General features: G+C 59.7%; 19 protein-coding genes and 3 pseudogenes. 12 read left to right on the plus strand and 10 right to left on the minus strand.

Going from position 1 to position 20,536, the window contains the following annotated elements; translation table 11 throughout:
- Both IVB27_RS29940 and IVB27_RS29945 read left to right on the plus strand, forming a co-directional pair.
- Window positions 1-283, plus strand: a pseudogene (locus IVB27_RS29940) (OpgC domain-containing protein); the annotation flags it as partial.
- Window positions 284-459: 176 nt separating this feature from the next.
- A complete protein-coding gene (locus IVB27_RS29945; protein ID WP_247446477.1) occupies window positions 460-669 on the plus strand; it encodes a hypothetical protein in 210 nt (69 codons plus the stop codon).
- 432 nt (window positions 670-1,101) lie between these two features.
- On the opposite strand, the gene IVB27_RS29950 is transcribed toward IVB27_RS29945, so the two are convergent.
- Both IVB27_RS29950 and IVB27_RS29960 read right to left on the minus strand, forming a co-directional pair.
- The gene (locus IVB27_RS29950) at window positions 1,102-1,338 is read right to left on the minus strand and encodes a hypothetical protein (protein ID WP_247446478.1); all 237 of its coding nucleotides are present in this window, start codon (window positions 1,336-1,338) and stop codon (window positions 1,102-1,104) included.
- Window positions 1,339-1,732: 394 nt separating this feature from the next.
- Entirely contained in the window at window positions 1,733-2,122 is a 390-nt protein-coding gene (locus IVB27_RS29960) for a response regulator (protein ID WP_247446479.1), read from the minus strand.
- A gap of 193 nt (window positions 2,123-2,315) precedes the next feature.
- Between IVB27_RS29960 and IVB27_RS29965 the strand changes: the two genes are divergently transcribed.
- The 3 genes from IVB27_RS29965 (at window position 2,316) to IVB27_RS29975 (ending at window position 4,345) form a co-directional block, all read left to right on the plus strand.
- The gene (locus tag IVB27_RS29965; protein WP_247446480.1) at window positions 2,316-2,624 is read left to right on the plus strand and encodes a hypothetical protein; all 309 of its coding nucleotides are present in this window, start codon (window positions 2,316-2,318) and stop codon (window positions 2,622-2,624) included.
- 875 nt (window positions 2,625-3,499) lie between these two features.
- Window positions 3,500-3,937: a response regulator gene (locus tag IVB27_RS29970; RefSeq protein ID WP_247446481.1), complete on the plus strand. Its 438-nt coding sequence runs from the start codon at window positions 3,500-3,502 to the stop codon at window positions 3,935-3,937.
- A gap of 180 nt (window positions 3,938-4,117) precedes the next feature.
- Window positions 4,118-4,345, plus strand: a complete 228-nt coding sequence (locus tag IVB27_RS29975) for a hypothetical protein (RefSeq protein WP_247350976.1) — start codon at window positions 4,118-4,120, stop codon at window positions 4,343-4,345.
- 1,362 nt (window positions 4,346-5,707) lie between these two features.
- Here the strand turns inward: IVB27_RS29975 and IVB27_RS29985 are convergent.
- On the minus strand, window positions 5,708-5,920 hold the full coding sequence (locus IVB27_RS29985; RefSeq protein ID WP_247446482.1) for a hypothetical protein: 213 nt from the start codon (window positions 5,918-5,920) through the stop codon (window positions 5,708-5,710).
- A 34-nt stretch (window positions 5,921-5,954) separates the two neighbouring features.
- Entirely contained in the window at window positions 5,955-6,155 is a 201-nt protein-coding gene (locus IVB27_RS29990) for a hypothetical protein (protein ID WP_247350974.1), read from the minus strand.
- Between the two features lie 339 nt (window positions 6,156-6,494).
- Between IVB27_RS29990 and IVB27_RS29995 the strand changes: the two genes are divergently transcribed.
- On the plus strand, window positions 6,495-6,926 hold the full coding sequence (locus IVB27_RS29995; protein WP_247446483.1) for a hypothetical protein: 432 nt from the start codon (window positions 6,495-6,497) through the stop codon (window positions 6,924-6,926).
- Window positions 6,927-7,884: 958 nt separating this feature from the next.
- Here the strand turns inward: IVB27_RS29995 and IVB27_RS43395 are convergent.
- Window positions 7,885-8,310, minus strand: a complete 426-nt coding sequence (locus tag IVB27_RS43395; RefSeq protein WP_345946936.1) for a hypothetical protein — start codon at window positions 8,308-8,310, stop codon at window positions 7,885-7,887.
- Between the two features lie 638 nt (window positions 8,311-8,948).
- Here IVB27_RS43395 and IVB27_RS30005 point away from each other — a divergent pair.
- Entirely contained in the window at window positions 8,949-9,761 is an 813-nt protein-coding gene (locus IVB27_RS30005; protein ID WP_247446484.1) for a CDK-activating kinase assembly factor MAT1, read from the plus strand.
- A gap of 979 nt (window positions 9,762-10,740) precedes the next feature.
- Here the strand turns inward: IVB27_RS30005 and IVB27_RS30010 are convergent.
- The 4 genes and pseudogenes from IVB27_RS30010 to IVB27_RS30025 all read right to left on the minus strand — a co-directional run bounded on the left by IVB27_RS30010 (window position 10,741) and on the right by IVB27_RS30025 (window position 16,323).
- Window positions 10,741-12,798, minus strand: coding sequence for a response regulator transcription factor (locus tag IVB27_RS30010; RefSeq protein WP_247446485.1), 2,058 nt, complete (start codon window positions 12,796-12,798; stop codon window positions 10,741-10,743).
- A gap of 262 nt (window positions 12,799-13,060) precedes the next feature.
- Window positions 13,061-13,684, minus strand: coding sequence for a response regulator transcription factor (locus tag IVB27_RS30015; protein WP_247446486.1), 624 nt, complete (start codon window positions 13,682-13,684; stop codon window positions 13,061-13,063).
- A gap of 295 nt (window positions 13,685-13,979) precedes the next feature.
- Window positions 13,980-14,642 carry an MOSC domain-containing protein gene (locus IVB27_RS30020; protein ID WP_247446487.1) on the minus strand — a complete coding sequence of 221 codons (663 nt, stop codon included), beginning with the start codon at window positions 14,640-14,642 and terminating at the stop codon, window positions 13,980-13,982.
- Window positions 14,642-16,323 (minus strand): annotated as a pseudogene (locus IVB27_RS30025) (PHP domain-containing protein). Before IVB27_RS30025 ends, IVB27_RS30020 begins: the two are co-directional and overlap by 1 nt.
- 1,128 nt (window positions 16,324-17,451) lie before the next feature.
- Between IVB27_RS30025 and IVB27_RS30030 the strand changes: the two are divergent.
- The 5 genes from IVB27_RS30030 to IVB27_RS30045 all read left to right on the plus strand — a co-directional run bounded on the left by IVB27_RS30030 (window position 17,452) and on the right by IVB27_RS30045 (window position 18,946).
- Complete coding sequence (locus IVB27_RS30030) at window positions 17,452-17,622, plus strand: hypothetical protein (protein ID WP_247446488.1); 171 nt, start codon at window positions 17,452-17,454, stop codon at window positions 17,620-17,622.
- A gap of 287 nt (window positions 17,623-17,909) precedes the next feature.
- Window positions 17,910-18,146, plus strand: coding sequence for a DNA ligase-like domain-containing protein (locus IVB27_RS43400; protein ID WP_345946940.1), 237 nt, complete (start codon window positions 17,910-17,912; stop codon window positions 18,144-18,146).
- 82 nt (window positions 18,147-18,228) lie between these two features.
- Window positions 18,229-18,438 (plus strand): ATP dependent DNA ligase, encoded by a 210-nt coding sequence (locus tag IVB27_RS43405; protein ID WP_345946937.1) that lies wholly within the window; start codon window positions 18,229-18,231, stop codon window positions 18,436-18,438.
- A 35-nt stretch (window positions 18,439-18,473) separates the two neighbouring features.
- Window positions 18,474-18,779 (plus strand): hypothetical protein, encoded by a 306-nt coding sequence (locus IVB27_RS30040; protein WP_247446489.1) that lies wholly within the window; start codon window positions 18,474-18,476, stop codon window positions 18,777-18,779.
- Window positions 18,779-18,946 carry a hypothetical protein gene (locus IVB27_RS30045; protein ID WP_247446546.1) on the plus strand — a complete coding sequence of 56 codons (168 nt, stop codon included), beginning with the start codon at window positions 18,779-18,781 and terminating at the stop codon, window positions 18,944-18,946. The genes IVB27_RS30040 and IVB27_RS30045 overlap by 1 nt, the downstream gene beginning before the upstream one ends.
- A gap of 234 nt (window positions 18,947-19,180) precedes the next feature.
- On the opposite strand, the pseudogene IVB27_RS30050 reads toward IVB27_RS30045, so the two are convergent.
- Window positions 19,181-20,044, minus strand: a pseudogene (locus IVB27_RS30050) (3'-5' exonuclease).
- Window positions 20,045-20,536: the final 492 nt, after the last annotated feature.

Genomic DNA, 20,536 nt, shown 5'->3' on the forward strand with positions numbered 1-20,536 from the left:
GCAGCCGACCGCTGCACTGCCTGTGGGCGTGCGCGCCCAGCCGGACGCCTGGGGCACCGTTGACTGGCGCCCCCTGGAGGCATTTCGCCGAGGATTGCGTGAGTTCGGATGGGCCGGCGGCCAGAATTCCGTCATCGATTGCCGGTTCGCGGATAGGCAAACCCACCGGGTGTTTCGCGTCGCAGACAATGCGTCATCGCCGCACGGCGAGGTGGCGAACGCCAGAGAACCGCTGTCTCGTGCCGCTCACGGCCTCGCTGAACTAACTGCGCAGCATACCTAACTTGGCGATGGTCCGGACCTGCTTCAGTTCGTTCCAATTCCGGAACGAGGTGAAGCAAAAGTCTCGAGGCGTTGCACATTTACAACCCGCACAGGCATTCGAGGTACTAATCTCATTGATTGAGACGACGAAACATATTTCATTCTTAGTTCAAAACCATTAGGCGGGGGCGAACGGTGTATGATGTCTATCGCAATGACAAGCGCGACTTCCTCGTTCTAAGTACAGGCTGTGCCGTACCTGCGCTTTACTCTGCACACAAGTGGCGCAAGAGCAGGAAACGAGTTCTCAAGGTCAGCGACGAAATCAAATCAGCGGTTCACGCGCGAGGCTATTACCTCCGCAGCCTGCGGGCCAGCAAGGAGCGAACGATCGAGGTCGCGTAAGGTCGGACGCCCCGGTGACAGCATCACTACCAGCCGAACCGCCATCGTCGCGCTCAACTGAGTTGTGCGCCTATTTTGGTCGCAGCCTTTACCTAGGTTTCATTCTAGGAGGTTGCGGCCCCTGAACGCTTTCCTCTGCCGCCGCCTGCGAGGTTCTGCTTCTGGGGGCCTCAAACACCGCAATGCCCCGATCAAGCTGCCACAGCTCGATGTCGTTGGCATCCACTAGCTCTTGAACACGTTCCCGTGCTTCCTGCTCGTCGGCACAATGCAAATTGGCAACGCTTATAACGTGGCGGTCGTGATCCAAAAGGTAAGCTCGGTAGTGCGCCATCCCACCCCCTCATCCATCAGTGTCCGGTCGTTGTGCTGGGCTTGTTCCCTGTCAAATTGGTCCCCGCCAGATCCTGGCTGGCTTGATCCATCGGACCATCACCTCAATATCTCAATGAGCGTTCTCCAGCCGAGCGCATCGTTCGCCGTCAGAAGCGAACCGCCAAGCCTTTCCAAGTAGTTTGGCAACTCGCAATCGGGACGCGCGTTGATATTCTCGACAAACGAGGCGACCGAGTTCTTAAGATCACCTCGGTCGAGATGATCGAAAGCTCGCTGCTTGCACCGCTCGACATATTTGTCGCGCGTCATCTCAAGTAACAGGGAACGTTCCATTCCGCCTCCCCAACTGATGGCTGCTTCCAATAGTGAAGTTGGAGCGGAGTGGATTTGGCCCGTCTGTTCGAAAGGCGACAAACGGATGCGCTTTTCGCCGCAACCGTGGGAATTAGGACACAGACACAGATCGCACAGCTTGTCGGCTCCGGGCGGACGACGGCACAAGTTCAAGCCGGTCTCAGGCCTGCACCTTGTCTATAGTTCCTGACGACTACGCCGAACGCCATGGTTGAACCGACCCATCCGAAGCCGATGCCAGTGATCCTCACGACGGATAAGGAGCGCGACGTCTGGATGCGAGCGCCATGGATTGGAGTGGCCATTTTGTCCCAAGCGGCGGTCCGTTGGCAGAAGTCGCCAATCCAGTTGGCTGGATGGCTGCAACTGGAACCTATGGTTCTGTCGAGGCAACGTTCAGAAGCTGAGCGACGGCGGTGACAACCTGAACTGGTGCGAACGGTTTGGTGAGAAGGATGCTGCCCGGCACGCCGTGAGAAGGCCACTCGTCGCCCGAGACACCAGTCATGTAGATCACCGGCATGTCGGGCTTGATCTCGCGCACGCGCTTGGCGACCTTCCAACCGCTCAATCGACCCGCCAGATTGACATCTGTCAGCAGAGCGCGAAACTTGTCTTTGTCGCCGCTGAGTATCGTCAGCGCCTCTTCGCCTGACGACAAGGATACGGCGCCAAAGCCGGCCTCGTTGAGTGCGTCCTCGATGAACCCCTGAACAGCGTGCTCGTCTTCGACGACCAGTACGACCGGCAGCAACTCTTTCACACCGAACCTTCCCCTGAGACCTTAGCTTAAGTTACAAAGTGAACACTTGTTCCGGAAATTACCGCTAAAGCGGCAGCTTGGGCTGTCGGGAGGTTATCCGCTTGATATACCTCAAAATTTTCGAGTGCGCCCCTACACAGGGAGGCCGGAACGCGGTAAAGGTTCCTCTTCGCTCCAGCAGGAGTTGCTGTGTATGCCTCGCTCCCCCTCCATCGTGCCGCATGTCGATCACGACACCTATCTTGTGCTGAACGATTTTGGCAGGTTCGGGCGCGCCTGGTGCGAGGCGGACGAAAAAGACAGTGACCGCGCATCGCTTCTCCGACGTCTTTTGGAAGACCAATATAGTCATCCGGTGCGGATCGTTGCGTTCAATACCGCCGAGGGCTGGTCGCGCGACGTGACGGTAGATATTGCCGACGAGCTGCGTCGGCGTTTTGTCGAGCACGATGACGTGCCAAGTTCTGTGCAGGAGTTTGTGGAGACCGCAGTCCGGCGGTGACCACGCCGCAAGATTCGAGAGCAAGCGGGCGAGCGCTTCCGCGATGGAATGCCGGCCTACACGCCAAACGCGCGACTGATCTCGCGCACAAGCCTAAGCGCAGCGTCAGTATTGCGGCCATAGAAGAGCGCCTGATCGAACTGAGATAAAATGCCCAGCGCAAATAGCGCGATAGCAATGCCCTTAATCATAGTTGTGGACCGGGGGTGAACAATGCTGCGCAAGTTCAAAACGGCCCCAGCCGCAGGTTGGGGAGACAGCCGGGGCCGACATTCCCATTCCATGTGCCGCAATCAGCGGTAATCGGCACGCTCTCAGTTAGGCACACAGATCCTAACGAACTATTTCGCGGGAGCGGCGTCGAACTAGCGGCGAGCCGCCGCTAGACCGGGAGAAACGTAAGTTCTCTGCGATAGGAGCGGAGCCGATCCCCCCGCTGACTGGGTGAGGCCCTGACGGACATGCCGCGCCAAGCCTCATAACCTCAGCAGCCTGACAGAAGGTCGTTCGGCTACAGTATCCAGCCTAGGCACAGTGATCGACCTCGTTTTGATCTTCCGCAAGGAGGCGCGTTCGGGCCAGCCGGTCAGAACAACTGATCGCGTCTCTGCACTTGCTTGGCGCTGCGCAAGTAAGGTTCGGTTGCGCGCAAAATTGTTTCGTTTCCTGCCTCACATTTCTTTCGAATGCTAGTGAGAGCTGGCAGGCGGCTCTTCGCAAACAACAATGGATGACATCGGCTCATTCCCCGCTTAGCGTCTGTTCCGAGGTTAGAGCCAAGTTTATGCGACGGCGCGAGCCGACATTGAAATTGAGTGTGACTGTTTCGGGCGAAAATGGACGCAAGGTCGCGTGAGGCAGCGGGGAGATCGAGGATGGCTGGCATCGCCACGATTGAGAACGTCGGCCTGAGCCGGGCGTGGCTTAAGTGTACTGCTGAGGTAGATAACCTGGCCGGATGCCGGGTTCTCGTTCTTGAGGATGAATACTTCTTGGCGAGTGATCTTGAGCAGGAATTAACCGCTCGCGGAGCGATTGTAGTCGGTCCCTTTGCCGAGATCTCTAAGGCAAAAGATCAGGTTGCGAACGGCGGCTTTGATGTTGCAGTCATCGATATTGATCTGCGTGGAGAGCCATCATTTTCGATTGCGGACGAACTGATACGCCGTCGTATCCCCTTTATTTTCGTGACGGGTTACAGCCCCGAGGTATTACCTGTCCGCTTTCAACGTGCGCGACGGTGCGAGAAGCCCGTCTATATGTCTGAGGTGCTCGAAGAGGTCGGACAATTGTGCGGACGGAACGGCGATTAGCTCGTCGGCCTGGTCTTACATGGGGGCCGCGGATTTTATTACGGCTGATCTCGTGCCCGCTCTTGTTCGACGGTGAAGAGCCGCAGGCGTCCTGCGATGGAGCGCGTGCTGGTCGCACGCCCAATTTGCTAGTTTCAGCGAAAGAACTCCTGCGATGCTGCTATTCAGCCGGGGACTTGCTTGGTCATTTACCGGATACTTCAGAACTCACCTCTTGGACCGGAAGATGTCATCCGGCTCGCAAACGCTTCCGAGCAAGCCCTGAAGACCATCGGCGTAAAGGAGCGGAACGATCCCCGTTCCAAAATGATCGCCAAGAAGATCATTGAGATCGGTCAGACCAGCCTGAAAGACCCAGTTCAAATCTGCATTCGGGCCGTCGAAGCGTTGGGCCTGCCGAAAAGGTGATCCGCGAGCCGGTCGCCGGATCGGTGGTGTCAAGCTACCAAAGCGCCTTCCGAGGTTAACTTATGTGAACCTTTGTCGGCCGACGGCGTTGTGTTTGCGAGACCGTCGCCCGCCGTCAGGTACGGCGCATGTCGCGGATAGCCAATGGTTGTTCATCACCCGCTGTCCACAACCGCTCGCGACAGATAGTCAAAGGCGGCGGTCTTGGCCTCAACTCCTGAAAAAGACAGAACGACAATGGCAGGGCAGGCTTTCGGCCAGAACAGGGAGTTCTGCCATGCGAACCCGTATTGACATCGACAGGGCGTTCGGCCGCGCAATCCTCCGAGAGATTGGCGAGAGACTGCAAGCATGTCTCGGGGACGACGAGTTAACACCTACCCTTAGACTTCAGCTTGATCTGTTACGCCGATTGGATGATCAACCGCCGCCGAGTACGCGTGGGCATCCGCCAGGCGCTTAGGCTACCGGAGCGCGACTGAAGGAGTGAAAATGCCGGGAGGAGCCAATAAGCTCAAAGCCTTTGCTGGCCCCCTGCCGAAAGCATGACGCTCACGAGGGAAATAGCTTGTCGCGAATGCAGCGCGACGTGGACGTCAGTCTGATGCCTCGCGGCTTGAGCCATGCCGCCGTATCGATCTCGCGTGTTCAAGTGCCTGCCGTGCGGAAGAATACTGCGTAGGGTCGGACGCCGGTGACAGCATCACTACCAGCCGAGCCGCCATCCTCGCGCTCAACCGAGTTGTGCGCCTACTTTGATCGCAGCCTTTACTTAGGTTTCGTTCTAGGAGGTTGCGCCCGCTGAACGCTTTCCTCTGCCGCCGCCTGCGAGGTTCTGCTTGTGGGTGCCTCAAACACCGCAATGCGCTGATCAAGCTGCCATAGCTCGATGTCGTTGGCATCAACTAGCTGCTGAGCACGGTCGCGTGCTTCCTGCTCGTCGGCACACTGCAATTTAGCCACGCTTATAACGTGGCGTTTCTGATCCAAAAGATATGCTCGGTAGTGCGTCATCCCCGCGCCCCAGCTCTAGGACACCAGCGTACTCCATTGATGCAAAGGGAAACTACGGAAAATTTTAGCTCGAAGTTCACGCTTAATGTCTGTCCCTTTCGAAAAGTTGGTTCAATGCAGGCGCCGGGGCCGCATTTGGTCTCAGGCTTCGCAAGGACAACGCCAAATGAGGTGGGCGGGCTGATCCGCCCAAGCTAATGCCCCGGTCATTCTGGCGACCGACGAGGAAGCGCGATGGCTGGATGGCGCACCATGGGATGAGGCCAAAGAATTACAACGGCCGTGTGCTCATGATCCTAGTCGTGGGGGCAAAGAAGATCGACGCAGATAGAAACGCGAACAGATCGGCTATCCCGTCGTTGCGCCATCCAACCGCGCCAGCCCTGCCTCGATCACGTCGATATCTTCCTCGATCTGCTGGATCGCTGTCCGGCAATCAAAACCGGTAAGCGCCTTCAAGTCCACGGCGAGCTTCCGGCGCTGCATGCGCAAATCGTCAAGAGCCCTCCTGTCATTTAAGCTGACGTAGCCGTCCACAATGAGCTCGATTGCGTTTGGCATTCCCCGATCCAACTCCTACCACCCACCGCAAGGCTTAGCTCGCGACACTCTTCGAAACGGCATCTCTTCGCAAATCGTCTGCAGCAGCCGTCAAATGGGACCCCTCGATCAGCCCGATCCGCCGCAACGTCAGAAGCGCAAGAGGGTCGCACAGTTCGATGGAGAGCCCGGCTCCCAATACTGCGATAGCGCGCCGTTCATCGTTATCGAGATCAGACCATGAGATGTCTTTCATTAGGCGCCTCGCTCAAAACAACGTTCAAAAACACAGACGTTAGCAATAGCCGCAGCATAGCTTTGGCGGCGCGGTATACCGACCGTAAGTTGGGATCAATTAGCTGAGCTGTACTGCTCGGCGCCACACTAGCCGGGAAGTCCATACTCCGGGCATTCCCTCTTGAAAGAGACCACCAATCCTTGGTCTTGCCCGCGTTCAAACCACTTCAGCAATTCCATGGCCGCAAACCGCGACTCATCTGCAATGGTGAGATGGTGACAACAACCGGTGACAAATTCCTTAATTGGGGCACCGACGGGCCGCGCGAGCAACGGGATGAAGTTTGGACGTGCGATAATGCTGACGACAGACGATGCACACGATTTCTGGGTGCGTGCGCCACCCTCGCCCGGCGGTGACCTGCTGGTGCAGGGCGAGCCGCACCTGATCCAGCAATCCGTGCGACTAGCGCTCCTCTGGCCCATCATTGAGTTGGTCATCAAGTTCGAGGTCGCGCATGCTGGCGAGCTACGCCTGCTTGAGACTGGCCCTTTGCCTTATCGAGGCAGCAGCGCCGCCGAATGGCGGGCCGGGGTTGGTGATACGGATAGACCAGACACAAACTGCCGGTCGGTTCATTGGCGCAGCGACTTACAATGTTCCAAGTGCGGAACGAATGCCCACCGGCAGCGCACCGCGAGTGAACGAATGCGCGATCCGAAGCCCAAACGAAAGTTTCTCGCAGCAAGCGCGCCATCGACCGATTGGTCGGCGATCGGAAAAACCTAAAAATACTTCTGGATCATAATCATGATAACGCTGACGCAAAAACAGAAATTAAGGTGGGAAAAATAGAAGAACGACGGGAGGAAGGGAATGAAACCTGTACGCCGCTTGCGCGCGATGGCCTCGTTGTGCCGACAGAGCGCCGCATATCATCCTGACAGAAGCTGGAAGCTGCTCGCCGAGGCGGAGTACTGGGACCACCTAGCCGATGGGGAGCTTCTTGAGCACTACAAAGAATGCACGGGCAGCTCAATACAAGATCGCTGCGTAAAGTAGCATGCATCCGATATCCAGCAACCCAACCTGTGAGCCCCTTTCAGAATGTGAGTGTGCTGCTCGTTGGCGAGTTGAGGCAAGCGCTCCGCCGTCACGCTGATTGCGGGCGTGTCGCGCTGGACGGTACGGCTTATTAGTGTCGGCGAATTCCGGTCTAGTCGCGTCGGCTTCACCGGATCAGGCGACTTCCGGTCTACGCCGGTGAAGGGACATTCTCAGGACAGGCGGGCAAGTCTCAACGCCAGCAGGCGACATTCAATCGAAAGAGGCCGCGCCAAGAGCGAGTCCTACGTCTCGTCCTCCATCCAAGTGTGCTCGCCGCAGGCGCATTTGAACATATGGACTATTTTGTCATTTTGAGGTGTAGAGACACCGCAACTTGGTTCCTCCACAAAGGACACGAGGGCCGTCTAGCGGAACTGGGAACCACCGATTCACGTTTGTTCCAGAACGAGGATTGACGTCAAGAGGCGAGATGATGACGTGCCACGTAGCACGTTCAATCGAGGGCTGCCGCGTTCTGATCATTGAGGATGAATACTTCCTGGCAGATGACTTGGCGAAGGCGCTTCGGTTAGTTGGCTGCAAGGTCCTTTGATGTAGCGCGAACCTGCTCGCAGCGAAGGGCCCTTCGCGGTTGATAGCGCAAGCAAAAAAATGGCCCCGAATGTCGGGGCCATTTTCGTTAATCGTCGTAGTCCCAATGATGCTGACGCCGAATAACTACCGTGCGGTCTCGATTATGATTGTACCAGCCGTGGTGCCATCCGCGATCAAAGCCACGGTCATATCCGTAGTCCCTGTCGCGATAATATCCGTGGTCGCCACCGATCCGGAAACCGAACTCCTGAGCACCGGCGAGCGTCGGTGCTGCCACGCTGAGTGCCGTCACAGCGGCGAGAACATAACAAAGCTTCCTCATTGTGCATCTCCCTTGCTGGTTACGATTACCAACCAGTGGGGAATGTCGCCGTTCCGGGAACAGCCGCGAAACTTTATTGAACAGGCGTTCACCATCATTGCGATGTGGAAGCAACGCCCCAGATGATCTTGTCGATCTCAACACCGTCCAGCTGCGTTTGATCCGCAACACGATGGACAGCACCACCACGATAATCACCGTCAGGCATCAACAAATCTCGAACTGCTCTTGATGAAGCAATTCGGCGTGCTACTACGCACCCGGTAGCCACAGGCCATACCCAAACCAAAACGAAAACGGCCCCGGCGCGTGAAGCACTCCGGGGCCGTTCAAGATCATCAGGCTCGGGTACAACCGCCGTGTCTTCTGATCATTGATGTCGCCGATTACGCCATTTGATTTTGGGCAAGATGTGGCGACCGCGCGGCATCGAGCTGCTCACATTCTGCGCGAAAGCGCTCGGCCTCCACCTCGGCCTTGCGCCACTCAGCGCGCCGCCGGTGCTCAGCCGGCTGCGCAATCCCGACCAGGCTCCGCGATCACACCTCACCCCGCGTCGAATGGCGGACAGCGCTTGCGAAGGGTCAAGGTTCCTTCCCTGGTTGTCCGGCCGTCAACATAGTTTCGCCTCCTCGTCTGCGTTAAAAGCTCCCGTATAGTTCTGGGGTGAGCTGGCAAAAAAAACGACGTGACGTGCAGTTCCATGCTCATCCCTGGGAAAGCTTCGCAGGCTCAAAAACCATCTGCATCCCGTTGAATGTTAGCTCGCCGTAGCGCAGATGCGCGGATCGCTCTCAGTGGGTGCCATTGCATTTATGGAGCACCAAATGGATTCCACGCTGGACGACAAGCTCGCGGAAGAGCAGATCACGAAAAGCTTGGAGGAGCAGTTTTCCAACCGGGTCAACTTGGCGCACGAAGAGGAAGTCGGTCCTTTGGCCCCGCCGACCAGGAGGAAGACGTCTCGCGCCGCGCCGGCAACGATTCATCGCTCGGCGGGTCGGCGCTACGTGGCTTTCGTCGGTTCTCTGTTGGCAGCATCCATTGGTGTCGCTGCCTGGCGGTGGTCATCCTCCGTTGATACGGCGAAGATGGCCCCCTCAGACCCGGCACCCCTGACACAGGCCGCGCCGGACGCCGCCGCGCCGAAAGACGTTGCGCCGACTGCTGTTGCCCTGTCTTCCGAGTTTGCGCGACAGCTCCGACCGATGGCACACGATTTCGCTGCCTTGAGGCAAACGGTCGAACAGCTCGAGGTGAGACAAGAACAATTGGTTCACGACAATGAAAATCTCGTGAGCCAAATCAAGGCGAGCCGGGAAGAAATGGCACGCAGCAATAGTACCATCGACCAGATCAACGCGACCCAGATGCAGATGGCGCGCGACGGTCAGACGCTTACGGAGCGGCTCAACGCAAGCCAGGAACAACTCGCCCACATCATCGCCAATGCCTCAGAGCCAACTGTGATGCCTGAAGAGCCAAAGGTGATGCCCGAAATACCACTGCCGCGTCGGCGGCAGTCGGCCAATGTCGCCCAGACGCAAAAGCCGACGCCGAGCCCGGCGCGGCCGCAAGCCAAAAAGCCACAACCGTCATTGGCATGGCCATGGTCAGTGCACTCGAAGGCCACAGAATGATTCTAGGCACCCGGGCGAGACGTAATCGTCAATCAACGCCTTTCCCGGTTTCAATCGGCTTGGCTCTTTCGAAGGCAGCTATAGGGACCTCGGCGAGAGATTCAATCAGCGCAGTGATAAGGTTTGGCATTGTGTGTAGAGCGGAGATCACCAGACCTTGCTCGATAACTCGAAGTTGCTAATCCGCGCCAGATCTTGCCCGATAATTCGGAGTTACTGTCTTTCGCGGTAAACCAACCTGGAGTCCCTCTTTCCGCTTCTTCTGCATCTCGGCGAGCAGGCCGAATGGCAGCCGCTCAGGTGTTGAGCCGGCGGGTGCGGCGAACGGCTGTAACCGCTTAGCCGGAACCCTTGCTTAGGGATCGGTATAGCTGTGCGAAAGAAGCCGCCGGCTTGGACGGAGGTTTGGGATGGGATTGGACAGCAAAAAGGACGTCCATTTGGACGGCTCAACGACGGGGGCGTCGTGAAGGGCCTCGCGTCCAACCTGCTTCGGTCCTCCCACTCGCGTACGAAGGGCCAGCTGCGAACTGCTTGGCCTGGCGGGCATGAGCGGCCTTCGCCCTCTCCACCAACGAAGGGCGCGACGAAGCTCCGCGCTATCAGCCGATGTGCCACCAGCTTCGCGGTGTCGCCTACCACTCCCTCGTTCAAGCCGTCGCTCACCATCTGGTCTAACCTTTAATGCCCGCATCCAGTGGGCGTTGTCTGAGCTTGTTCAGGAATATAGCAGCCGGGTGATGTCGCGGGAGAGCGCCGAGAGGTTCCGAGGCGACGGCTACTCCATCGGCTTGTAGGTCCCGTCCAGCCATCGAGCAGCTCCTCTACGACCCTGGATACCTTGATCTTATCGTGGGTCGCCTTGATGGCGTCGCGAGCGCCTCGAGGGGATGCTCGAATGCTGTGGTGAACGCCGACTTGGCCGACACGGATGATCTTGCTGTTCTGAAGGCAGCACGGCCCATTCGATCAGTAATTGCTACGCAATCAAATCGTGAGCCGCATGGAGATTGGCGTGCCCTGAGTGATCGTGGTGCGCATCTGAAATATCAATCCCGTCAGCATCCTGGACCGGCTCCGGCCCCTCGCGTGCAACAGCATGCTGACCATCTCCATAGGTTTTTCCATTTCCGTGGCTCAGTTGCTGTAGGTCATACATGTCTGAAAACGTATTGTCGGTGCCATTTTTAAAATGAAAGGAATCGCCAAGTTCGGTGCCAACCGCTGATTTGGCCTGATCTGCGCTGCCGGAAGAAGGCCCGCTCTTTCCTGCAGTCGCAATCTTCAACGCCGAATGTGCGTCGTTGGCAGAATTTACGGACGCCGTTGGTATATCCCGCTGCGGCTTGGCAGTATCTAAATCACCTACCTGTGGATGCTGTGCGTGTGGCTTGCCGGCCCCGGAGCCATCTTCGAAAGCCTGCAAATCGCCGTGCGCCTGTCCGCGATTCGAATCTTCTCCCGCGGTCTCATGCTGGGCGTGCCCCTTGGCGGCTCCGGAGCTGTTGTCGGACTCGTGTAGGGTCTTCTGCGATTGACCGTGATTTAAACCGTCTCCCGCGGCCTCATGCTTGGCGTGCTCTTTGGCGGCTCCGGAGCTGTTGTCGGACTCATGTAGGGTCTTCTGCGATTGACCGTGATTTAGACCGTCTCCTGGGGCCTCGCGCTTAGCGGCCTCGGAGCTGTTGTCGTAAGCGCGCAAGTCCGATTGCGATCGATCCTGATTGGACCCGTTATCCCGGCCTGTCTGCGTTGGGTCACGCTGCGAGGCTTCGTTCGTGGCCGCCGCAACAACGTCAACGGTCCCGGAACCTCGGGGAATAGTGATTTCTCGGTCGCTGCCGCCACCCTCCGCATGGGCATTGCCGACATAAAGCTCGCTGCCGCCTGTGGCGATTGTATCGCCTTGAGCGAACTCGAATGCGAACGCCCCATCGTACACGGCCGTGCCGCCGAAATTTGCGAACCTGGGAAGTGCGGATGCCAGTCCGTTGGCGTCGCTTGCGGTAGATGAAGTGACGATTTCATCGCCGAAATCGAACGCGTGCACGGCGTGGTTGGCACCATCGAGCTCGTAGATCAAGGCGGCGAAAGCTGCAGCCATGAAGATGCTGTAGCTGCTCGAACCCGGCCTCGGCGCGTTGAGTGTTGCCTGCGCAAATAGGCTCGCGGCAATCTCGGCCAAGGGATCGACGATTTTGCCGGTCGGCGATGACGTCCCAGTTGCGGCGCCGGCGCGGTCCTTGGTCGCGCCTCTGGCCGGGGTCCCGCCTGATACTGCTTCCTTGCGACTGATTTTGATGGTGACCACCTCCGCGCACGCGTTTTCGGCCATGACCGTGCAACTTTCGGTTGCGGCGTGACCGAGCGAATCGTCCAATGCTGCCAAGATCGCAACTGCCAGGATACTCATCGCGCCATAACGGCGCGACAGTGCCAGCGCGGCGAGCTCCGTCCGGCTTTTGATTCCGAGCTTCTGTCGCGCGTGGTCGATGTGAATCCTGACGATCTCCGGAGAGACACCGAGCATCCGAGCAATTTCACTGTCCGACAAACCTTCGGCGACGAGATCCATGATCGTCTGCTCGTTGACGGTCAGAACCGCCAGAACGTTATTGCCGAACGAGGCGATCCCATTAGCTTCGTTACCGACCCTAGCCAGGTCGGACCCGGGTTTTTCCAGCCTCAGGAACTGCACCAGCGCTTCTGGTTTGGCGTTCATCGAAATCGCGCCGCAAGCACCGGTCGCCAGTGCCCTGGCAAGATCGCCGCAGGCGACAGTAGCAGTAAAGAACACCAGCCGGGAGGAAAGGCCTTCGTCGTCCACGACGGCGAGGATGTCGGAGGCGGTTACATCTGTGAACCCGTCCTCCAGTAACACCACATCGGGGGTCAAGCTGCGAATAGCCGCAAGGCAACTAGCTCCATCAAGACAGCACGCAACCACTTCGAAATCGGGCTGCGCTTCGAGTAGCGATACAAAACCCTGCAGAACAATGGGATGTCGATCTGCTATCACAAGTCGAACGCGACGCATGGGCTTCCTTCGCTCGGCCTTGCAACACAAAATGAGAAGCGGCGATTTAACTCCGCTCGGCCGATTGCGTTCCTAATGTGATAATGGAGTTCGTGCGGATGCTTCTGACGATGAGTTCAAACAGTCCGTGCGGATAGCTCCATATGGCTCACCCTGGCCGTCCAGAGGTCGTACCGCTCGATGGCATTTGATGAGCAGAACTCTCTCCGATGTCGCTATTGCGCGAAAACGGCCGAAAAACTGGATCCCAGTCGACGACTCTTCACCGGTACAAATCGATCTCGACTGCAATCCGGACGAGGTCGGAGTGATTTTTAGCGCCGAGTTTGGACTTCAGCATGGAAGTCGTGTTGGCAACAGTTTTGTAGGAGATGCCGAGTTCGGACGCGACTTCTGAGATGCGGTCGCCGCGACCCAAAAGCCTCAGGATCTCGAGTTCGCGTCGGTTCATCTGCGTCAAAGGACTGGCCTTGATCACCGCGCCCACGAAGGTCGTCGCTTCAGCCAGACGCGGTGAGACGAAGCGCTCCCCGGCGGCAACCTTCCGGATGGCCTTGGCCAGGAGACGGGGATCATCGCTCTTTGAGACATATCCCTGAATGCCCATCTCCACAGCGCGCACCACGAACGCTGGATCTTCACTCACGCTGAACATGACTATTTTGGCGGCGGGATCATCCCTGCGGATTCGCCGGGACAATTCGAAGCCGGTAAGGTCGGGAAGCGTCACGTCAACCACGGTGACGTCGGGATGCTTCTGCAAGTACGCATGGTGGCCGTCCTTTGCATCGGAAGCTTCCAGGATCTCTACGGACGGGTCCGAAGCGAACAAGGCCCGGCAGCCCGTTACGACAACGGGATGGTCGTCGACGATCAGTATCCGCATGTCGTTCTGGCCCTCATTACACGTCCTCGCTTCCTCCAGTTGTGCAAACGTCGCGAGCGCTGGAAAGGTTCTGTGTCCGCGCGTGACGTCGGGCGATCCAACCATTGGAGCACGAGGTGCAGCAGGCGGCCGGGATGAGGTAGGCGGCGGCCAGAATGGCCGCGACCGCCGTCGCCTAGCGTACCCAGATTGGAAAGTCGGACTTGATCGTCAGGAGGCGGTGTAGAAAGGCTTTCATTCTAGAGAACGTACCCTCGGTGCTCGATGCACCGACGAGGATTCTCGCTCTCGCTTACTAGAGTTCTTCCGCGGTCGGTCTCGAGCTGCCTTCGCCGCACGGCGTGCTCCGCCGGCCGGTCATCGAGGACACGTTCATCAAGCGTTGTGCACGGCTCCTACAAAGCCGGCAAGGCCCCGAAGGAGGACGACGGGAGCCGAACCCGCGGGTATCGCCAGCCGCGACCGTCCCGCCGACCCGCACCACGCCCAGCACCCCGGATTTGAACGGGGGGCCCTTTTCCGCCGACGAGAGCATCTGTCGTTTAAGCCCGGCCCGGAAGCGGTCAATGAGGATGCAAGGCGTCCGGAGGCCGGTCAGCTCTATGACCGTCGAGGGCCCGAGCTCGATAAGGGTCCCGAGCGGCATCCGCTCGAGATCCAGGCCGGTTGTGGTGATGTTCTCGCCCAGGTCGCCCGCTGCGACCTTGAAGCCCGCTTCGAGAAGGGAGGCGAAGAGCTCGGACGGAATCAGGTGGACCTGTCGGAGATTGGCTAGGCGAGGCCGGCGACGGGCGAGATACCGGTGTCGGACGAACGCGCCGGCATGGGCGTCTCCCTCGACGCCGTAGCCTTCCACCAGGACTATGCGTTCATGGGTCGGTTTGCTGAAGTGGTGCCTGCGATCGGCGGCGGCCGCCGCCACCGCTCCCTCGAGCGAGAGATCGGGCGCCTGCGGCATCAGGCCGCTCGGGCGAGCGAGCGCCGCTTCTGGCGGAAGTAGCGCGTGATCTCGGGAAGTGTCATCGCGTTCAAGACGCGGTCGGCGGGGACGCCCCCCTTGCGGGCCATCTGGACGCCCCAGTGCATGTGGTCGAGTTCGGGAATCAGTGAGCGTCCGGGTTGATGCTCAGCATGCAGTCGAAGTCGAGGGCCGCCTGGTGCCAGCGCCAGTCGAGATCGAGCCGCCATGGGTGGGCGTTGATCTCGACGGCGACTTCATGCTTCGCGCATGCCCGCAGTACCTTCTCGACGTCGATTTCGTACCCCGGACGCCGCTGCAGCTGCCGCCCGGTCATGTGGCCGATGATCGTGGTGTGAGGATCCGAGATGGCCCGAAGCAAGCGCTGCGTCTGCGCCTTGCGGCCCAGTCTGAAGCGCCCGTGGATGCTCGCGACCACGAAATCGAAACGCTCCAGCACCTCGTCCGGATAGTCGAGCGATCCGTCGGCCAGAATATCGGATTCGATACCTTTGAGGATCCAGAAATCCTTGCCGAAGCGCTTGTTCAGGCGGTCGGCTTCCCGGTGCTGCTGCGCGATCTCCTCCACCGAGAGACCGCCAGCGTAGTGGGCGGACTTGGAATGATCGGCGACGCCGAAATATTCGAAGCCACGCTGGCGGGTGGCCTTGGCCATCGTCTCCAGGGTCTCGGTGCCGTCGGACGCGTCGGTGTGGGAGTGTAGGATTCCGCGCAGGTCCTTGTCGGTGACGAGCTTCGGCAACTTGCCTTTCAGCGCCAGCTCGACCTCGCTCCGCCCCTCCCGGAGTTCGGGATCGATAAAGGGCAAGCCGAGGGCGCGGTAGATCTCGGACTCGTCGCCGGCGACCAGCGTGCGGCCCTTGTGCAACCCGTCCGCCTCCAACCGCATTCCTTTTTCGGCGGCCAGCGCTTGGAGCTGCTCGATGTGAGCGGCCGAGCCGGTGGCGAAGAGAAGCGTAGCGCCGAAGTGCTTTCGATCGGACAGCCGGATCTGCAATCCGTCAGCAGCTGACGCCTTCGACCTTTTGTCCTTCTTGGGTGCTTCCGCGACGATCGCGAGGTCGCCGACGAGTTCGCAGCCGCGGCGGAACTCGCCTGCGATCGTGACGCGCTTCAGCTCGGGTTGAGACTTGCGGATCGAGTCCTTGGCGTGAGCGAGCAGAGCCGCCGCACGGTGCAGGTGGAGGCGGTCTTCGCCGCTCTTCGCGATGGCGAGGTTCTGCAGGATCTTGGTTTGCAACGCGGCCCCGAGGCCTTTGGCCTTCTTGATGCGGTCGTCCTTGGCGGCGGCCTCCAGCTCCGTTAGCGAGGCGATGCCGAGATCCCGGTACAGACGCAGCACTTTCTCGGGGCGGAGGCCAGGCACGGCGAGCATTTCGAGCACACCCTCGGGAATCCCTTTCCGCAGTTTTTCGAGGCTCGGGTGAGTGCCGGTCTTGTGGAGCTTGGTAATGATGTCCCCGATCGCCTCGCCGACGCCGGGGATTTCCGTAAGCCGGTCCTCGGCGACGAGCACATCGAGAGGGATCGCAAGAGCCGCCAGGTTATCCGCGGCCCGTGAATAGGCTTTTGCCCGGTAGGGATTGCCGCCGCGCAAGGCTGTTCGCTGTGCGTATTCTCGCAGGAGGCTCGCTACGGTGCGGGTGTCGAGGGAAGCCACTTAGCGAACCTCCCGCCCGGCGCGCGGCCAGCTCGACTGAGCAAAGTGACTTTGAGAGGGTGGGCCATCTCCAGGCCGCCGATCGAGGGATCTCTCGAGCTTCTGCGCAGCGCGGAAGTCCTCAAGGTGCTGCGTGTTCGGGCCGTAAGCCGCCTCCTTCTTGAGGAGATTATAGATCCGCCCGGCCAGCAGCTGCAGATGTTTCATCCTGCCGTGCGGCATCGACCGGGCCCTGCAAAGAGCTCGGATAGCGTAGGCCCGGAAGTAGTCAAAAGCGTCTGACATGATGTAGATAACGCCTGGTCTCCCCTATAGTTCGGTTGCTGGCCTCGGCCCTGCTGGGAGAGCGCCCCCAACATCCTCGCACATTCCCTTGAGAACGGATGCGTCGGCTCGACCCAACGCCTAGGAACGAAACGCAGCAGCGTGGCTTCTTCGCTAAAGGAGTCGCGCAATGAAACGCTCCAGCATTGCACTTGTCTTAGCTCTCGTCATCCCTTGCGCAGCATTTGCCCAAGGTGGGGGCGGAGGCGGTGGAGGCAGCGGCGGTGGTGCCGGCGGATCTGCCGGTGGAAGCGCTGGCGGTGCGTCGTCCTCTGCAGGTGCAGGGGGTTCGACTGCAGCATCTCCGTCCGCTGCAGGAGCCGCAGGCGCTGCGACCTCGGGCGGGGCGGCAAGCCCGTCGGCTACTGCCCCGAATGCAAATACCAATCCAACCACGGGCACCACCAATGCGATAACCGGTATCGCCAACGGCACTTCCAGCCCTCAATCCGGGCGCAATCAGGGAGCGGTCGAAGGAAACAGCACGAATGCCGCAAGCCCCGGCACCAATGCTGCCGGAACCGCAGCTTCATCGGGAACGCCTGCCGCTAATACCCAGGGAGCCGCTGCAGGCGGCATCGGTCGGCCGACGACCGCTGATCAACACGATAGTGACGCCAAGATCGATCAGGAGAACAGCAAAGTCGACCAGACCGTGAAAAAGATATGCAAAAATTGCTAAAGCATCGACGACAGAGGTGATGGGCCACAGAACCTTCGAGGTCCGGCGCGGCGACGCCAGGAACAGCGCACAGCAGTGGAGCGTTTTGCCCCGCTCTGCCGCCAGGATAGGACAAGGATAGAATGACCGAGAAGTTTGATCCCGCCCCGCCGGACAAGCACGCGCAGAATCCCAAGCAGCAAATCAGGAGTGACAAGGCTAAGGATGACGAGTTGCAAAAGGGACTGAAGGACAGCTTCCCGGCGTCTGACCCCGTCAGCAGCACTCAGGCATCCGAGACGACGCCGGACTGACGCCGGGCCAGAACTCGGTAATGGAAGGTCGACCGCCCGCCGGCCAACTTGGCGGTGGGTTTTTTTGTGAGTGGCGAAGCGTACCAAGGCATCGGCCCCGAAGCCGGGAGCCCCTCAGATGCCGGGCTTCATCAGCCCCCAATTGGCGACCCTGAAGATGAAGGCGCCTTCGGGGCGCGCAGTGGATTCACGAAATCAAATACGATGGCTACCGCATCCAGCTCCGCCTCTACTTCGCGTTCGATCTGCTGTGGCTCGACGGTAAAGACTTACGCGGAGAGCCGCAGATCGAGCGGAAGAAGCTGCTCAAGGAGCTGATCGAGGAGCACGAGCTCAATGAGCCTGTCTTCTATAGCGAGCACCACGAAGGAGACGGTCAGGCGCTTTTCGCCGCCGCCGGCAAGTTGAACTACGAGGGCATCGTTTCCAAGCGTGTGGACGCCCCATACCGGTCGGAGTGGGTTGAGGCCTGGCAAAAGATCAAGGTCGTTCAGAAGGGCAAATTCCCGTGGTCGGCTTCATGAAGGACCCGTCGGGCGTGGCCGCCCTCTATTTGGGTAAGAAGGAAGGGAAGGACTTGGTCTACATGGGCAAGGTCGGCACGGGATGGAGCCGGACCACGTCTGCGCAGATCGCAAGGCGCTCGACACCGTAGTGAGCCCAAAGCAGAAGCTGACGAAAACCATCAGGAAGCCCAAGGACACCTGGGTCGAACCCAAGTTCTACGCAGACATCGAGTACCGCGACATCACCTCCGAAAACCTTCTGCGGGCGAGTTCGTTCAAGGGCCTGAGCAAAGGAACCCGCCGTTCATAGGGGCGTTTGCCTTCCGAGTATCTGGAGTACCGGCGATGAAACCGGACAAGCGAGTGCTGAAGGCGGAGGAAGAGGCTCAGGACATACTGGCCCGTCATGTCGAGCCCGGCCGCAGAGATTGCGGCCAAACCAACAACCAACTGCTGGACGTGCTCGACGACGAAGCCGTCGTGCAGGCGGTCGAGGATTCAAACATGGAAAAGCCCAGCGCAGAACAACTCGCCGAACTCAAAAGGCTCTCCGCGATAGCGCGGGTGCCGGATGAATCGGAGATCGTCACCTCGAATGAGGAGGCCGAGATCCGAATCCGCGACCTGAAGGACAAGGCAAGGATGGAATGATGCCTGACGAGCCGATGAATGGCGTGGAGCCCGAGCGCTCCGAAGATGACATCCAGCGCGACGAGCTCGGTCCCCGCGGCGTGCCTGGAAAGGAAAGCCCGGCGAAGATGACGCCTCAGCGGGAGAAGAAGACGCCGAAGGACGTCGACCCCGGACATACTGCATGAATCCGATGGATACGTTCAATCCCGATATGCCCTGTCGGGTCCACGACAAAGTCAATGACCACATCTTTGAATGGAATCCACAAATGGGCATCGATATTTCGCGAGTACGGGGCGATATGGCATGAAGGCGTCGTGGCTTGGGACGGCCTGTTGCTCGACGGATGGACCCCCATCATGCATGAGCACCCAAGCGGCCACTGATCGGCGTTAGGCAGAAACGACCGAGTAGGCTCGTCAGACTCGGCTGGAAAAACGGGTGAATGCGGTCAGGGTCTGCAGGCGCGGTTCGACGTCGCGAAGATAGATCTCGGTCCGGAGAAATGCGAGTTCGGCGTCGAACGCGGCCTCGCAGACGTCGACGTACCAAGACTTCGGTCTGCCGTCGCTGCCGTCACTCCAGCGGTAGCCGCGCCGCTTCAGCGAATCCTTGAGTTCGAACGGCGACTGCTCGGCCCATATTCGCACGGTTGGCTTGCGGGCGTTCTCGAGCAGGAGGGCGAGCGCGGGCGAACCCGTGGAGGCAATTGGAAGGCAAGGACTTCCAGCAGAGCGTGGCAGTCGTCGATCGCCGGTGCGCATGGTGAAAGAAGCCCGCGCCGTTCAACAAGTAGCCGAGCTGCGCGCCCGCGAAGCCGTGTTCGCGCCAGTCGATCTCGGTGGCGCTGCAGCCCCAGGCCTTGTGCTCGAATACCGGCCAGTAGCGCTCGACGAACTTCCTGTCGAACCCACTGCTGTGCGCGATCGTGATGGCTGAATCGTGGGCGAAGGCCGTGACGGCGGCCTCGTCGATTCGGTGGCCGGCCACCATTTCGTCGGTGATGCCGGTGAGCGCCGTCACCTCGGGCGGGATCGGCGCCGACGGCTCGTTAAGGCCGAGAAAGTGTCCCTGACGCCGACGATCCTACCGTCCGGCACGTAGTCGAATTTGACCATCCGGAGCTCGATGATCTCGTCCCTGCCGTGATCGAAGCCGGTGGTTTCGGTGTCGAGCAGGATGCCGGTTTTGAACTCCTGCCCGATTTCCGGCTGGGACGCGGGCCGCGGCACCAGGCGTCGCAGCACCCGGAAGTCGGGCGACCGGTCCAGGGCATCGGCCATGGCTGCCAGGCTGATGGTGTTCTGAAATATCGTTTCCCGCTGTCTATCGCGGCGACGGGCATGCCGGCCGCTGGCGCACGATACCGAGGCAGCCGGCGGCGAGGTATCGGAAATTGGCGCGATCCAACGTGTTCTCGGGACCGTCGTTGCGTTCTGTCGCGCTTCGGAAGAAATCGGCCGCCATCAGTCGGCCACGCAGAGACTCGGCGGCGGTCACCAGAGCGACGGCCCGGCGCCGGACCGGGTCGCGTTCATGGAGCTCAGCTTGTTGCCGCTGCAAGGCGCAGCGCCTCCCCCCACCCCGTTCCGAGCCGCTAGGATCGCGTTCACGGCGAAATGCGATGCCGCACCCGCTTATGGCGTCAAACCCTCGCTGGTGAGGCCAGAACCACCGGCTGGGTACGCGAGCTTGGTCCTCGGCAGAGTCCGTCGGCGGCTCTCTTCGCGCGCTGCGGGAAGGCGGCCACGCTCGATCGGGGCGCGCTGCGCCAC

The sequence above is a fragment of the Bradyrhizobium sp. 197 genome, from assembly GCF_023073375.1.
Taxonomy (GTDB): domain Bacteria; phylum Pseudomonadota; class Alphaproteobacteria; order Rhizobiales; family Xanthobacteraceae; genus Bradyrhizobium.

Excerpts from the sequence above, each read along its gene's own strand:
- IVB27_RS29950 (WP_247446478.1), bottom strand. The coding sequence starts at position 1,338 with ATGGAACGTTCCCTGTTACTTGAGATGACGCGCGACAAATATGTCGAG.
- IVB27_RS29965 (WP_247446480.1), top strand. The coding sequence starts at position 2,316 with ATGCCTCGCTCCCCCTCCATCGTGCCGCATGTCGATCACGACACCTAT.
- IVB27_RS29970 (WP_247446481.1), top strand. The coding sequence starts at position 3,500 with ATGGCTGGCATCGCCACGATTGAGAACGTCGGCCTGAGCCGGGCGTGG.
- IVB27_RS29985 (WP_247446482.1), bottom strand. The coding sequence starts at position 5,920 with ATGCCAAACGCAATCGAGCTCATTGTGGACGGCTACGTCAGCTTAAAT.
- IVB27_RS29990 (WP_247350974.1), bottom strand. The coding sequence starts at position 6,155 with ATGAAAGACATCTCATGGTCTGATCTCGATAACGATGAACGGCGCGCT.
- IVB27_RS29995 (WP_247446483.1), top strand. The coding sequence starts at position 6,495 with ATGCTGACGACAGACGATGCACACGATTTCTGGGTGCGTGCGCCACCC.
- IVB27_RS30005 (WP_247446484.1), top strand. The coding sequence starts at position 8,949 with ATGGATTCCACGCTGGACGACAAGCTCGCGGAAGAGCAGATCACGAAA.
- IVB27_RS30010 (WP_247446485.1), bottom strand. The coding sequence starts at position 12,798 with ATGCGTCGCGTTCGACTTGTGATAGCAGATCGACATCCCATTGTTCTG.
- IVB27_RS30015 (WP_247446486.1), bottom strand. The coding sequence starts at position 13,684 with ATGCGGATACTGATCGTCGACGACCATCCCGTTGTCGTAACGGGCTGC.
- IVB27_RS30020 (WP_247446487.1), bottom strand. The coding sequence starts at position 14,642 with ATGCCGCAGGCGCCCGATCTCTCGCTCGAGGGAGCGGTGGCGGCGGCC.
- IVB27_RS30030 (WP_247446488.1), top strand. The coding sequence starts at position 17,452 with ATGACCGAGAAGTTTGATCCCGCCCCGCCGGACAAGCACGCGCAGAAT.
- IVB27_RS43405 (WP_345946937.1), top strand. The coding sequence starts at position 18,229 with ATGGAGCCGGACCACGTCTGCGCAGATCGCAAGGCGCTCGACACCGTA.
- IVB27_RS30040 (WP_247446489.1), top strand. The coding sequence starts at position 18,474 with ATGAAACCGGACAAGCGAGTGCTGAAGGCGGAGGAAGAGGCTCAGGAC.
- IVB27_RS30045 (WP_247446546.1), top strand. The coding sequence starts at position 18,779 with ATGCCTGACGAGCCGATGAATGGCGTGGAGCCCGAGCGCTCCGAAGAT.